General features: G+C 69.2%; 11 protein-coding genes. 9 read left to right on the top strand and 2 right to left on the bottom strand.

Translation table 11 applies throughout. The features are described from left to right. Positions 1-351: 351 nt before the first annotated feature. From Q0Z83_RS28355 to Q0Z83_RS28320, 8 genes are all read left to right on the top strand, one after another. Positions 352-1,059 (top strand): sirohydrochlorin chelatase, encoded by a 708-nt coding sequence (locus tag Q0Z83_RS28355; protein WP_317786272.1) that lies wholly within the window; start codon positions 352-354, stop codon positions 1,057-1,059. Positions 1,060-1,154: 95 nt separating this feature from the next. Further along, complete coding sequence (locus Q0Z83_RS28350) at positions 1,155-3,254, top strand: molybdopterin oxidoreductase family protein (RefSeq protein WP_317786271.1); 2,100 nt, start codon at positions 1,155-1,157, stop codon at positions 3,252-3,254. A gap of 2 nt (positions 3,255-3,256) precedes the next feature. After that, a complete protein-coding gene (locus Q0Z83_RS28345) occupies positions 3,257-3,604 on the top strand; it encodes a molybdopterin oxidoreductase (protein ID WP_317786270.1) in 348 nt (115 codons plus the stop codon). After that, positions 3,604-6,066, top strand: a complete 2,463-nt coding sequence (nirB, locus tag Q0Z83_RS28340; RefSeq protein WP_317786269.1) for a nitrite reductase large subunit NirB — start codon at positions 3,604-3,606, stop codon at positions 6,064-6,066. Before Q0Z83_RS28345 ends, nirB begins: the two co-directional genes overlap by 1 nt. Further along, the gene (locus Q0Z83_RS28335; protein WP_317786268.1) at positions 6,063-6,380 is read left to right on the top strand and encodes a Rieske (2Fe-2S) protein; all 318 of its coding nucleotides are present in this window, start codon (positions 6,063-6,065) and stop codon (positions 6,378-6,380) included. Before nirB ends, Q0Z83_RS28335 begins: the two co-directional genes overlap by 4 nt. A 2-nt stretch (positions 6,381-6,382) precedes the next feature. Beyond that, positions 6,383-7,732 (top strand): nitrate/nitrite transporter, encoded by a 1,350-nt coding sequence (locus Q0Z83_RS28330; protein WP_317786267.1) that lies wholly within the window; start codon positions 6,383-6,385, stop codon positions 7,730-7,732. A 157-nt stretch (positions 7,733-7,889) separates the two neighbouring features. Further along, positions 7,890-8,300, top strand: coding sequence for a hypothetical protein (locus Q0Z83_RS28325; RefSeq protein ID WP_317786266.1), 411 nt, complete (start codon positions 7,890-7,892; stop codon positions 8,298-8,300). Positions 8,301-8,353: 53 nt separating this feature from the next. Further along, entirely contained in the window at positions 8,354-8,986 is a 633-nt protein-coding gene (locus Q0Z83_RS28320; RefSeq protein WP_317786265.1) for a maleylpyruvate isomerase family mycothiol-dependent enzyme, read from the top strand. A 98-nt stretch (positions 8,987-9,084) separates the two neighbouring features. On the opposite strand, the gene Q0Z83_RS28315 is transcribed toward Q0Z83_RS28320, so the two are convergent. Both Q0Z83_RS28315 and Q0Z83_RS28310 read right to left on the bottom strand, forming a co-directional pair. After that, positions 9,085-11,028: a hypothetical protein gene (locus Q0Z83_RS28315; protein ID WP_317786264.1), complete on the bottom strand. Its 1,944-nt coding sequence runs from the start codon at positions 11,026-11,028 to the stop codon at positions 9,085-9,087. After that, positions 11,025-11,780 (bottom strand): ABC transporter ATP-binding protein, encoded by a 756-nt coding sequence (locus Q0Z83_RS28310; RefSeq protein ID WP_317786263.1) that lies wholly within the window; start codon positions 11,778-11,780, stop codon positions 11,025-11,027. Before Q0Z83_RS28310 ends, Q0Z83_RS28315 begins: the two co-directional genes overlap by 4 nt. A 72-nt stretch (positions 11,781-11,852) precedes the next feature. Here Q0Z83_RS28310 and Q0Z83_RS28305 point away from each other — a divergent pair, with 72 nt between their 5' ends. Then, positions 11,853-13,763, top strand: a complete 1,911-nt coding sequence (locus Q0Z83_RS28305) for a zinc metalloprotease (protein ID WP_317786262.1) — start codon at positions 11,853-11,855, stop codon at positions 13,761-13,763. Positions 13,764-13,817 lie beyond the last annotated feature (54 nt).

Here is a 13,817-nt window from a genome sequence, read left to right as displayed (position 1 = left end):
AACCCAAATCAAGACGTCAACTCAAGTCAAGACGTCAACTCAACTCACGACATCCGATCAACTCAAGACATCCGATCAACTCAAGACGTTCGATCGACTCAAGACGTCCGATCAACTGAAGCAAGACGAGTCGGCTGTTTGTGGGTCGGCTTGAATCCGGCGATGAGGCCGGAACTGGAAGTGCCCGATGTCCATGCCGGGCCACCAGGACACCGGGAAATGACGCTGAATCAGCGACGGCCGGCGGCGGTCATCGGAAATCCCGTCCGATGACCGTCCGGGCCGGAACGAACCGCGAGCCTGATGCGATGCCGGGCCGCTCCCCACCGCACTGCCTTGAGGAGATGCCCCATGAGCGAGTTCCCCACCCTGATCGCGGTCGCCCACGGCACCCGCTCACCCGCCGGTCGCCGGCAGATCCAGGAACTGGCCGCCTCGGTGGCCCGCCGCCGTCCCGGCCTGGACGTTCGCCTCTGCTACGTCGACGTGCAGGAACCCAAGGTCGCCGACGTCGTCGCCGGAGTCGGCAGAGAGCAGGAGGCTCGCCGCGGCAGGCCCGGGGAGACCGACGCCGTCGTCGTTCCGCTGCTGCTGTCCTGTGGATATCACGTTCGGGTGGACATCGCCGAGGCGGTGGCCGGGACCGGGATTCCGGTGACCGCGCCACTCGGGCCGGACGATGTCTTTCTGGAGAGCCTTCGCCGTAACGTGCCGGGCGGGGCCGACGCGATCGTGCTCGCCTCGGCCGGGTCTTCGGATCCGCTCTGGGTGCAGGGCATCCGCGAGGTGGCGGCGGAACTGCCCGGTCGGGTCGAGCTCGGCTACACCTCCGGCAGCGGGCCCCGGGTCGCCGATGTGGTGGCGCGGCTGCGGGCCGACGGGGCGAGGAACGTCGCGATCGCCGCCTACCTACTGGCCGAGGGCCTGTTCTACCGGACCCTGCACAACGCCGGCGCCGACTCGGTCACCCCTCCGTTGTGCCAGGACGGCGACGTCGCCGACCTGGTTCTGCGTCGGTTCGATAGCGCAATCCTCACAACCGTCGGTAGCGGTTTGTAGTCACAACCGTGGTGGAGCGGTTGTAGGGATTCCTGAACAACAGCGTCACCGCGAGGCGACGTAAGGGTTAACGGCAAGCCGAAAACATCTTCCCTGTGACGGCGACCCAGACGCATTGCCCGTACTGCGCACTGCAGTGCGGGATGACGCTGACGCCCGAGCTTCCCACGCGACTGGGGATGCCGGGTGTCCGGCTCGAGCCGGCCGAATTCCCGGTCAACCGGGGCGGCCTGTGCGCCAAGGGCTTCACCGCGGCGGACCTGCTGGACCACACGGACCGGCTGCTGACGCCGCTGGTCCGGAAGGAGCCCGGCAACCGGGAGTCTCCCCTGCGGGAGGCGTCCTGGGAGGAGGCGTACGAGCGGATCGTGACCGCGATCCGGGACAGTCAGGAACAGTTCGGCCCGGACAGTGTCGGCGCTTTCGGCGGCGGCGGGCTGACCAACGAGAAGGCGTACGCGCTCGGCAAGTTCGTGCGGGTGGCGCTGCGGTCGTCGGCGATCGACTACAACGGTCGGTTCTGCATGTCGAGTGCGGCGACCGCGGCCAACCGGTCGCTCGGGATCGACCGCGGCCTGCCGTTCCCGCTGGCCGACGTGGCCGAGGCGAAGACGGTGCTGCTGGTCGGCGCGAACCCGGCCGACGCGATGCCGCCGTCCATGCAGTACCTGGACACCGGCCGGGCCGGCGGCGCCAAGCACATCGTGGTCGACCCGCGCCGCACCAACACCGCGAACGGCGCCCACCTGCACCTGCAGCCGCTGCCCGGCACCGACTTGGCGCTGGCGAACGGGATGCTGCACATCGCGATCCGCGAGGGCTGGGTCGACGAGAAGTACATCGAGGAGCGGACCGAGGGTTTCGCGGCGGTCAGAACGGCGACCAACTCCTACTGGCCGGAGCGGGTCGAGCGGCTGACCGGCGTACCCGAGGCGCAGCTGCGGGAGACGGTGCGGCTGCTCGCCACCGAGGGCCCGAGCATGATCCTCACCGCCCGCGGCGCCGAGCAGCACAGCAACGGCACCGACACCGCGCAGGCGTGGCTCAATCTGGCTCTCGCGCTGGGCCTGGTCGGTAGACCCTTCTCCGGGTACGGCACGATCACCGGCCAGGGCAACGGGCAGGGTGGCCGCGAGCACGGGCAGAAGGCCGACCAGTTGCCCGGTTACCGCCGCCTCGACGACCCGGCGGCGCGCGCTCACGTGGCCGCGGTGTGGGGCGTCGACCCGGACGAGCTGCCACGGCCGGGCGTCTCGGCGTACGAAATGATCGATCGTCTCGGCGCCGAAGGCGGGGTCAAGGTCCTGTGGGTGCTGGCCAGCAACCTCGTGGTCTCCGCCCCGCACAGCAACAACGTCGTACAGAAGCTCAAGGATCTTGATTTTCTGGTCGTCTCCGACATCTTCCTGTCGGAGACCGCCGACCTCGCCGACGTCGTCCTCCCGACCGCCCAGTGGGCGGAGGAGGAGGGCACGATGACCAACCTCGAGGGCCGGGTGATCCGGCGGAAGATGGCGCTGCCGCCTCCGCCGCTGGTCAAAAGCGACCTGACGGTGCTGAACGAGCTGGCCGGGCACCTCGGCCGGGGTGAGTTCTTCACCGACGAGCCGCGTGCGGTGTTCGAGGAGCTGCGCCGGGCCAGCGCGGGCGGGATCGCCGACTATGCCGGCATCAGCTACGAGCGGATCGAGGACGAGCAGGGCGTGTTCTGGCCCTGCCCGGACGAGACCCACCCGGGCACGAAACGGCTGTTCACGGAGGATTTCCCGACGGCCTCCGGCCGGGCCCGGTTCATCCGGGTCGATCACCGCGATCCGGCCGAGGTTCCGGACGAGAGTTTTCCGTACGTGCTGACGACCGGCCGCAACATGCAGCAGTACCAGAGCGGCAACCAGACCAGACGGGTGCGGGCGCTCACCGTGGCGCTGCCCGAACCGCGCGCCGAGATCCACCCCGACCTGGCCCGCCGGCACGGGATCGCCGACGGTGACCTGGTCGAGCTGCGCAGCCGCCGGGGCGCCGCGACGTTGCGGGCCCGGCTCAGCGACGGCATCCGCCCGGACACGGTGTTCGCGCCGTTCCACTGGCCCGGCGCGAACGCGCTGACCAATCCGGCCCTCGACCCCCACTCGAAGATGCCCGCCTTCAAGGTGTGCGCGATCGCCCTGGCCAAAGCCGAAGACGGGAGCTTCTGACCATGTACTCCACACCTCGCTTTCTGCAGGGCGTGTTCGCCTTCGAGGGCAAGGGCCTCGACGAGCCGGCCCCGCTCGGCGCCTCGCTCAGCTACACGGTGCCGGCCGGCGCGACCGGTCAGGCCGTCTACTTCCGCGGCGGCAACGCCAGCGACGAACTGATCTGCGTCGTGCTGGTGCGCGACGGAGCTCCCATGCGGTACTTCCCGGTCGGCGCCAAGGGCGACGTCCACGTGCCGCTGCGGGTGCTGGAGGACCTCGCCGGTGGCACCACGGTGGAGCTGTGGCTCGCCGCGCCGGCCGGACTGAACGGAACTGTGATCGTGGACCTCGGACTGGTGGAGATCTGATGACTCAGCGACTCGTTGTCATCGGCAACGGCATGGCGGGCGCCCGGACGGTCGAGGAGATCCTCGCCCGCGGTGGGGACTTCTCCATCACGATGTTCGGTGACGAGCCCTACGGCAACTACAACCGGATCATGCTGTCCAACCTGCTCGCCGGGGTGGAGGACGAGGCCGGGATCTACCTCAACGACCTGAGCTGGTACGCCGACAACGACATCACCCTCAACGCCGGGGTACGGATCGAGCGGATCGACCGGTTCGCCAAGAAGGTGTACGCCACGGACGGCACCGCCACGCCGTACGACAAGCTGATCATCGCGACCGGCTCCAGCTCGTGGACGCCGCCGATGAAGAACGTCCACAACCCGAAGCGCGGCTTCCACCAGGGTGTCTTCGCGTTCCGGACGCTCGACGACACCCGCGGCATGATCCGTTACGCCCGGGACCACGAGCGCGCGGTGGTGATCGGCGGCGGCCTGCTCGGCCTGGAGGCGGCCCGCGGCCTGCAGAACCACCTGAGCGACGTGACGCTGCTGCACGCCATGGGCCACCTGATGGAGCGGCAGCTCGACGAGAAGGCCGGCCACATGCTGCAGGCCAGCGTCGAGAACAAGCTCGGCATCAAGGTGATCACCAATGCGATGACCACCGAGATCCTCGGCAAGGACCGGGTCACCGGGGTCAAGCTGGCCGACGGCACGGTGATCCCCTGCGACGTCGTGGTGATCGCCGCCGGCATCCGCCCGAACACCCAGGTCGCCGCGGACAGCGGGCTGACCGTCGAGCGTGGCATCGTGGTCGACGACCAGATGCGGGTGCAGGACGAGGACGACATCTACTCGGTCGGTGAGTGCGCCCAGCACCGCGGCAATCTGTACGGCCTGGTCGCGCCGCTGTGGGATCAGGCGAAGGTGCTCGCCGACCACATCACCGGCCGCAACGTCGAGGCCGCCTACACCGGCTCGAAGCTCTCCACCAAGCTCAAGGTCGCGGGTATCGACGTCGCCTCGATGGGCCTGATCGCCCCGGAGACCGACGACGACGAGGTGATCATCTACAGCGAGCCGAAGAAGGGCGTCTACAAGCAGCTGATCATCCGGGACGGCGCGTTGGCCGGCGCGATCCTGGTCGGCGACAACAGCAAGGCCGCCAGCCTGATCCAGTCGTTCGACCGCGCACAGGCCCTGCCCGAGGAGCGGGCCGAGATGCTCTTCGACATCGGCGGCCCGGCGGGTGAGGTGAAGCCCGAGGACATGCCGGACGACGCGCAGGTCTGCAACTGCAACGGTGTCAGCAAGGGCGCCATCTGCGGTGTCGTCAACGCCGGCTGCAAGACCGTCTCCGGCGTGATGGACAAGACCCGGGCCGGCAAGGGCTGCGGCACCTGCAAGCCGCTGGTGCAGCGGATCGTCGAGTGGGCGGCCGGCGGTGAGGCCGAGGAGGACCCGGCCGCCTCCTGGTACGTCCCGGGCGTGCCGATGCCGAAGCCGGAGCTGATGGCCGCGATCCGCAAGTACGAGCTGAAGAGCGTCTCGGCGGTCTTCGACAAGCTGGTGCCCGGCGGTGAGCACGACGCCAAGAGCAAGATGGGCCTCGCCTCGCTGCTCAAGATGATGTGGGCCGACCAGTACGAGGACGAGCGCGACGCCCGGTTCATCAACGACCGGGTGCACGGCAACATCCAGAAGGACGGCACCTTCTCGGTGGTCCCGCAGATGAAGGGCGGCGTCACCACCCCGGCCGAGCTGAAGCGCATCGCCGAGGTCGCCGAGAAGTACAACGTGCCGATGGTCAAGCTCACCGGCGGCCAGCGGATCGACCTGCTCGGCATCCCCAAGGAGCAACTCCCGGCCATGTGGGCGGACCTCGACATGCCTTCCGGGTACGCCTACGCGAAGAGCTTCCGCACGGTCAAGACGTGTGTCGGCTCCGACTTCTGCCGGTTCGGTGTCGGCGACTCGACTGCGCTCGGCATCGCGATCGAGGAGCGTTACCAGGGGCTCGAAGGCCCGGGCAAGATGAAGCTCGCGGTCACCGGCTGCCCGCGGAACTGCGCTGAGGCGTACGTCAAGGATCTCGGGGTCGTCGCGATCGACGGCGGTAAGTGGGAGATCTACGTCGGCGGCGCCGCCGGAGCCCACATCCGCAAGGGCGACCTGCTCTGCACGGTCGACTCGGCCGAAGAGGTGATCCGTCTGACCGGCCGGTTCCTCCAGTACTACCGGGAGAACGCGAACTGGCTGGAGCGCACCTACGCGTTCGTCCCCCGGATCGGCATCGAGCGGATCCGCGAGATCGTCATCGAGGACGTCGACGGCATCGCCGAAGCCCTGGACGCCGCGGTCGAAGAGGCCGTCCAGTCCTACAAGGACCCCTGGAAGGAGCGGGCCGTGCCGGCCACGCCCGGCCAGTTCCGAACATCTCTTCCCCTGACCGTTCTCCCCCAGGTTCCGGTGCGCTCATGACCATCGCCCCCATCGCCGAGACCGTCCTCGGCCCCATCGACGAGATCCCCTTCGGCGAAGGACGCACCTACGCCGTCGGGTCCGACATGATCGCAGTCTTCCGCCTCCGCGACGGCTCCCTGCGCGCGGTGTCGGCGGTCTGCCCCCACAAGGGCGGCCCGCTCGCGGACGGTCAGATCGACAACCGGGTTGTCGTCTGCCCCTTGCACCTCTACGCATGGGACCTCGCCACCGGGTGTTCCCAGTCCGGACAGCCCCCGATCAACGTCTACCCGGTCCGGGTCGATGACGGTCACATCATTTTGGGAGACTGACAATGACTGCGACACTTCCTACGATCTCTCCCGAAAGGCCCGCGGCGAAGACGCTGAAGGGCCACTGGATCGACGACTGGCGGCCCGAAGACCCGACGTTCTGGGACAACGGTGGCAAGCAGATCGCCAAGCGCAACCTGATCTTCTCGATCTTCTCCGAGCACATCGGCTTCTCGGTGTGGTCACTCTGGTCGGTCATGGTGCTGTTCCTCGGCCCCGCCTACGGCTTCGACCCGGCGCAGAAGTTCCTGCTCACCGCCGTACCCACGCTTGTCGGGGCGGCGCTGCGGATCCCGTACACCTTCGCCGTCGCCCGCTTCGGTGGCCGTAACTGGACCATCATCAGTGCGTCGCTGCTGCTCATCCCGTCGGTCCTGATGTCCTTCATGATTCAGCCGGGCGTCGAGTACTCGACCCTGCTGATCCTGGCGGCCCTCGCCGGTGTGGGTGGCGGCAACTTCGCCTCCTCGATGGCCAACATCAACGCGTTCTACCCGGACCGGCTCAAAGGCTGGGCGCTCGGCATCAACGCAGGCGGTGGCAACATCGGCGTCCCCGCGGTGCAGTTGGTCGGCCTCCTCGTCCTGGCCACCTTCGGTGCCGGCAGCCCGGGCATCGTGGCCGGTGTCTACATCCCGCTGATCGTGATCGCGGCGGTCGGCTCGGCGCTCTACATGGACAACCTGACGCAGGCCCGCAACGAGAAGCGCGGCATGCGCGACGCCGCCAGGGAGGGCCACACCTGGGTGATGTCGGTGCTCTACATCGGCACCTTCGGGTCCTTCATCGGCTTCGGGTTCGCCTTCGGCCAGGTGCTTCAGGTGCAGTTCGCGGACATCTTCAACACCCCGGTCAAGGCCGCCTACCTGACCTTCATCGGCCCGCTGCTGGGCTCGCTGATCCGGCCGTTCGGTGGCGCGCTCGCCGACAGGTTCGGCGGTTCCAAGGTCACCTTCATCAACTTCATCGCGATGGCGGCGGGCGCGTCGATCGTGCTCTTCGCGGCGCAGCAGCGGTCACTGCCGCTCTACCTGGTCGGGTTCATCACCCTGTTCATCCTCAGCGGACTGGGCAACGGCTCGACCTACAAGATGATTCCGGCGATCTTCAAGCAGAAGTACGCGGGGGACGAGCACCGGTCGAGGCGGATCTCCGGTGCGGTCATCGGCATCGCCGGAGCGATCGGCGCGGTCGGCGGTGTGCTGGTGAACCTGGCCTTCCGGCAGTCGTTCCTGACCTACAAGGACGCGGACGCGGCGTACATGGCGTTCATCGCGTTCTATGCGCTCTGTGTGGTGATCACCTGGGTGGTGTACCTGCGACCGGCGGCCCGCACCAAGATCGCTGTCTGATCGGCCCAGCAGCATACGGCTGAAAGTATGAACTCCCGCAGTGTGACTGCGGGAGTTCATGCTTTTGGGGTGCGCGTTGCCCGCGGTCAGCGGCCTTGATGGTTCCTACGATCCATCCTGTCCAGAAATTACCCTTTCCTCCAGAATCGGTGATCGTATGAACAAGATGACCCGTGCCCTCGTCATGACCGGTGCCGCCGTAGCCGCCGGTGTCTCGGTGGCCGCCGGGCCGGCCGCCGCTGGGCCCGCTGCCGGGCCTGCCGCCGTACGGTCGGCCCCGGTGGCCCCGGCCGGTGTCACCTCGGTCGCGCCGCAGAAACCGAGCTTCCAGCGCAGCGACCGGATCTTCGGCTTCTACAACAGCCCGCGGACCTGTCACAAGATCGGGCGGATGGGCCAGTGGAAGAACCAGTGGCAGCGGTACAGCTGCTTCAAGGTCTACCGGGGCTTCCACAGTGGGGAATGGGCGCTGAAGGTCTACTACGGCTGGAACTACCACCACGGTTCCAAAGGTGACTACGCCCCGGGCGGCGACAACTACGGCGGTTACGGTCAGCGGAAGAGCTGACTACGATCGGTTTTGGCAGCACTACCGTGCGTTGATCGATCGGAGAAGGCGGCATGGACCCGTGGCCCGAGATCCACCGGCAGCGGATCGCCGTCGCCGACCTGCTCGCCGGGCTCCGCGACGATCAGTGGGCGGTGCCGTCGCTGTGCGCCGGGTGGACGGTTCGGGACGTCGCCGGGCGCCTGACGTTGCAGCAGCTCGGACTCCGGGACCTGGGCGACATGCTGCGGCACTGGAAGGGCGGCATGAGCCCGACCATCCAGGACGCGGCACGTCGCCGGGCCGCCGCGTGGACCCCGGAACGGCTCGTCGCCGACATCCGCGACACCGCCCCGCTGCGCCGTCGGAACCTCGGCGTCACCCCGATGGAGACGCTCATCGACCTGCTGGTTCATTCGCAGGACATCGCCGTACCGCTGGGTATCGATCATCCGATGCCGCCTGAGGCGGCCGCCTCGGCCGCCCGGCGCACGCTCACCATGCGGTTCCCGCCGCCGCCCCCGTCGGTACGCCTGATGGCCGGAGTCCGCTTGACCGCCACCGACCTGCCATGGACGTTCGGTGACGGCCCCGAAGCCCGCGGCCCGATCGCCGCGCTCCTGTTGATCATCACCGGCCGCTCGGTGGTGTTGCCACAGCTCACCGGCCCAGGCGCCGAGCTCCTGGCGACCCGCCTGTCACCCTGACCGGTCCCCGCGCCCCGGGCCGGCGCGGGGACCTGTGTCCCGGGTCCGACCGCGACGCGCCCCTCGAAGCGGGAGAGCCGGTTCGCGCTTGGTGGCGGCTACGGGGTCGGGCGAGGGCGGCGGCCCCACAGGACCAGGCCGGTCAGGAGCAGCGCGCCGCCGAGGGCGACCATCGCCACCGCGGTGCCGGTGCGGGCGCCGCCGATGAAGTGTGATGCCACGATCCAGCCGCCGCTGATGTCGAAGACCAGCACCATCAGGCCCTGCGGGATGACCGGGATCCAGCCCGCCATCAGCAGGATCAGTGCCCAGGCGGTGGCGCGGTTGGCGCGGTACCAGTCGGCGTCCCAGGTCAGCGGGATCGGCGTCTCCGGTGGACGGGTTCGCTGGCCGGCGGCGGTCAGTACCTCGGCGCGGCCGGTGGTGAGGCGGTCGTCGGCCAGCCACACGCCACCGGACCAGGCCGCCGCGCCGGCGGCCAGACCGAGGAGCGGGGCGAGCCAGCGCAGGGACTCCAGCCCCCAGATGATCATGGCCATCGGTGCGGCCGCGACGACCAGGCCGGCTCCGGAGGCGACCAGCACGCTGATGATGTCGGTCGGATTGTCGGCCGACGTCGGGTGCCGCGGGTCCGGCACCGGGCGGACTCGCAGCAACGACACCCACACGGGTACGGCCGCCCCCGCCCCCAGCACCGCGGGCAGCACCGCGAGCGCGGGCAGCGGGTCGACGGTCGGGGCGAGCAGGACCCCGGCGAGGGTAAGGACCAGTGCGATCGGCGCGACCAGCAGCAGCCAGGCCAGGGCCCGTCCGCGGACCTCGGCCCGTTCGCCATCGGGAGTCGTGAACGGAATCCACAGCGCGGTGCCGTCCAGCCCGACCAGTCCGGCGGACATGGCGGCGGCCCACAGCGCGGCGAGCACACCGGCCCACGGCACGAACACCTCCGCGCCGGCGATCATCGGCAGCCCGGCGAGCAGTGTGCCGTAGACGACGGCGAACGCCAGATATTGCACCCGCAACGGATGCCGCACCCAGGTGCGCAGCTCCCGGCCGGCGACCGCCCACACCGGACCCGGCCCCCAGCGGTCACGGTCCGCCGCAGCCCGGGCGACAAAACCGGACGATTCGGTGGCCGGGATGGCTGTGGAGGAGACGGGTGGCGTGGCGGAGGCGGTAGCGGGGGTGGCTGTGGAGGAGGCGGTGGGCTTGGGGGAGGCGGTGGCCGGGGCGGGTGTGGTGGAGGCGGAGGGCCGGGCGGAGGCGGTGGCCGGGGAACGGCGCGGGCGCCAGGAGGTCCCGGCGACCAGGGCCCGGCGGACCAGCAGGAGGTACGCCAGGGCGAAGGCCAGCACGAGACCGGCCAGCCCGGCGATCATCCCGAAGCCGCGGGGCGCCGTGCCGGTCGCGGCGGACACCGGCCAGCTTCCCGGGAACCACGGCAGCCAGTGCACGACATCGGGCGGCACCCCGTCGAGCAGATCCGTGATCCATGGTGCGACCGCCCAGACCGAGCCGAGCACGCCCATCACGGTTCCGGTGAAGACTCCGGTGAGGATCGCCCCGACCGGGCCGCCCGCGTGTCCGATCGACTCCAGGGCGAACGCCGACCCGATCAACCCGACCAGCCACAGCAGCAGGGCGCCGAGTCCGGCGACCAGGGCGCCACCCGTGCCATACCGGGCGGCGTGGACGGGCAGCGACGCGAGCGCGATCAGCGACACCAGCGGACCGATTCCGACCGCCGACGCGAGAAGCAGCCCGATCGCGGCGGAGAGGCTCCCGACCGGCTCCAGGCGCAGATGCGACGGCCGGACCCGGCCGCGTCCGCCGCCGAGCATGAGCGGCAGCACGATCCAGCCGAGCACCCACGTTCCGGCCAGGATGGCGAGAGTGTGCGGGTTCCCGTACCACCCGAATCTGATCAGCCAGGCGGCCGCGAGCAGACCGGCGATCGCGGCCACCGCCGGACCCGGATGCTCGCGCAGCGAGCGCTGCAACATGGTCGCCCGCATCCGTGCGGGCGTGCCGACGGCGCTCATCGGACCAGCCAGGTCAGGCCGTCGCCGCCGGTCTCGGCGCCGACGAGTTCGACGAACCGGTCCTCGAGGGGGATGCCCCCGGCGACCTCGGCGACCGTGCCCGCCGCGACCACCCGGCCCTGGTGGATGACGGTGACGTCGTCGCACATCTGCTCGACCAGAAGCATCGAGTGGGTGGACAGGACGACCGTGCCGCCACTGTCGACGAACCGGCGCAGCACCCGCCGGATGCTCGCCGCGGACACCGGGTCGACGGCTTCGAACGGCTCGTCGAGCACCAGCAGCCGGGGCGCGTGCAGCAGCGCCTGGGCCAGGCCGACCTTCTTGCGGTTGCCGGTCGAGCAGTCGGCGAGCGGGGTGGCGGCGGCCTTGGTGATGCCGAGGACCTCGATGAGTTCACCGGCCCGCTCGGCCGCGGCGGCCCGCGACAGCCCGCGTAGGCCCGCGCTGTACCTGAGGAGTTCCGCTCCGGTGAGCCGTTCCGGCAGGTCCAGGCCATCCGGCAGGACACCGGTGACGGCCCGTGCGGCGGCCCGGTCGCGGATCGCATCGTGGCCGAGGATGTCGATCTCGCCGGCGTCCGGTACGACCAGGCCGACGGCCATGCCGATGGTGGTGGACTTGCCGGCGCCGTTGGGCCCCACGATGCCGTGGAACGTGCCGGGTGCCACGGTCAGGTCGACGTGATCCACCGCCCGGAACGTTCCGAAGGTTTTGCAGAGTCCTCGAATCCGGAGTGCAGGCGATGACATGCGCGACAGGATAGTCAACTGCGCATCGACGGGGGTTCCCATCGGCCTGCGTTGATGGCAGCGTGTCACCACATGGGATGGAGAAGATCTTTCACCGTGGCGGCCGTCGCGGTCCTCGTCGGAGCCTCGGTGGGATCCGCCGGGCCCGCCGCGGCTCACGGGTCGTCGTACCGCTATCTGAGCCCGGGTGGCCAGCCGCGCCTCGTCGAGAAGGTGCCGGTCAACGTGGTCTTCATCGGCTACGAGCCGCAACAGGTCGGGAAGAAGTCGTTCCTGGGCGAGCTGGCCGGCGGATACGAGCCGGTGGTCCGGTCGCGCCTCAACTACGGCGTCACCGAGAAGCTCGGCATCACGTACAAGTACGACTACCGGCTCACCTACGCCGACCGGAAGTACGAGGACCGGTTCTTCGGCCAGCTCAGCAAGCTCGCCAAGCCGGCTGACCTGACGACGTTCCAGCAGGCGTACAACGACCAGGCGAACAACGTCCTGGACATCGCGAACAACAACTTCATCGACGCGCCGAGTGTGGAGAAGTGGCTGGCCTACAACGCGCCGGCCGGCGTCGACACGCGACGTAACACCGTCTTCTTCATCAACTGGTTCGGCCGGTCCGACTTCAAGCACCACGTCTACACGAAGATCGGCGAGCCGGACCCGGACACCGGCTACGACTTCGGCGCCAACCGGGCCAGCCGTAAGGTGATCGCCTGGGGCGGCACCACCGCCGATGACGAGGAGACCGGTCTGGGCAGCACCCGCCGCGTCTGGTTCCACGACCTGTCGGCCGGTCCCGAGTCGTGGACCAGCAACTACGACGTCGACAACCGTGACCTCGACGGCGACGGTGTCGAGGACTACCGGATGCCGCCGACCTGGGAGTACACCGCGGGCGGCTACCGGGCCCCGGCGGCCCTCGCCGGCGACCTCGGCAAGATCACCCGCTACGTGGCGCTGAACCTGCTGTTCACCACCTCGCCGCTGTACCCGGTCGAGCTGCCGACGGCCGAGCCACCGAAGACACTGAACATCGACGACAACACGTACGAGGGCTGGCCCGGCGTCAACGCGTCCGAGGAGTACACCACGCCGTCGCTGCTCAAGGCCGAGCTGGCCGAGTTGCGCTGGCGCAACAAGTTCTCCTACGACACGCAGGATCTGCCGTACGACGCCAAGGCCGAGGCGTGCTACCTGGGCGCGGCGGTCACCGGCGAGTCCTGCTACCCGGAGACCGGTTTCCCGGCGTTCGCCAACCTGTACCTGTACAACAAGGAGAACCTGGACCGCGCTCTCGACGACCAGGGCAAGGTCGACTACGAGATCCCGCTGTTCAACTACTCCGTCGGTGAGGGTGTCCCGACGCCGGGTCTCGGTGTCGCCGACGACGACTACGTCACCGGCGACCAGAGCTACGTGTTCTCGTTCATCTCCCCGGACGTGGTCGCCGCCGGTTACGGCCTGACCACCACGCAGATCCACGAGGTCGGCCACCACCTGGGCATGAGCCACCCGCACGACGGCTACGACAGCGCGACCGGTGTGGACTACGGCCCGGGCAACGAGTTCTACTTCGTCAACGCCGGTGACGAGAACAACTCGATGATGAGCTACATCGACGTCAACTGGGACTTCAGCCAGTTCGACCGCGACAACAGCGACCGGTTCCTCACGGCCGCCTACTGGGAGGCCGCGAACCGTCTGGCCGCCGGTGTCCCGGCCGGCCAGGGCAAGTACGCGCTGAAGACCGCCGACGTCCTGCTCGGCGGCGCGTCGAAGGCGTTCGCCGCGCACGACTACCGGGCCGCCTACGCCCTGGCCGAGAAGGCCTACGGCACGGTCGCCGCGATCCCGGGCGTCGACGCCGACGGCTTCGCCGCCACCCTCAAGGCCGAGGCCGACCAGTCCCGCCGCACCACCGATCTGCACAGCCCGCACGAGTTCATCGACACTCTGGCTCCGGACAGCCCGCGCAGCCAGCCCTAACCCCCCTTGCCGGTCCCGGTTCGCGCCGGGACCGGCATCCTCATTCGGTACGGC

Source organism: Actinoplanes sichuanensis (assembly GCF_033097365.1).
Lineage (GTDB): Bacteria > Actinomycetota > Actinomycetes > Mycobacteriales > Micromonosporaceae > Actinoplanes > Actinoplanes sichuanensis.
This window is presented reverse-complemented; position numbering and strand designations above follow the sequence as displayed.

Excerpts from the sequence above, each read along its gene's own strand:
- Q0Z83_RS28320 (WP_317786265.1), top strand. The coding sequence starts at position 8,354 with ATGGACCCGTGGCCCGAGATCCACCGGCAGCGGATCGCCGTCGCCGAC.
- Q0Z83_RS28330 (WP_317786267.1), top strand. The coding sequence starts at position 6,383 with ATGACTGCGACACTTCCTACGATCTCTCCCGAAAGGCCCGCGGCGAAG.
- Q0Z83_RS28315 (WP_317786264.1), bottom strand. The coding sequence starts at position 11,028 with ATGAGCGCCGTCGGCACGCCCGCACGGATGCGGGCGACCATGTTGCAG.
- Q0Z83_RS28325 (WP_317786266.1), top strand. The coding sequence starts at position 7,890 with ATGAACAAGATGACCCGTGCCCTCGTCATGACCGGTGCCGCCGTAGCC.
- nirB (WP_317786269.1), top strand. The coding sequence starts at position 3,604 with ATGACTCAGCGACTCGTTGTCATCGGCAACGGCATGGCGGGCGCCCGG.
- Q0Z83_RS28305 (WP_317786262.1), top strand. The coding sequence starts at position 11,853 with ATGGGATGGAGAAGATCTTTCACCGTGGCGGCCGTCGCGGTCCTCGTC.
- Q0Z83_RS28310 (WP_317786263.1), bottom strand. The coding sequence starts at position 11,780 with ATGTCATCGCCTGCACTCCGGATTCGAGGACTCTGCAAAACCTTCGGA.
- Q0Z83_RS28355 (WP_317786272.1), top strand. The coding sequence starts at position 352 with ATGAGCGAGTTCCCCACCCTGATCGCGGTCGCCCACGGCACCCGCTCA.
- Q0Z83_RS28345 (WP_317786270.1), top strand. The coding sequence starts at position 3,257 with ATGTACTCCACACCTCGCTTTCTGCAGGGCGTGTTCGCCTTCGAGGGC.
- Q0Z83_RS28335 (WP_317786268.1), top strand. The coding sequence starts at position 6,063 with ATGACCATCGCCCCCATCGCCGAGACCGTCCTCGGCCCCATCGACGAG.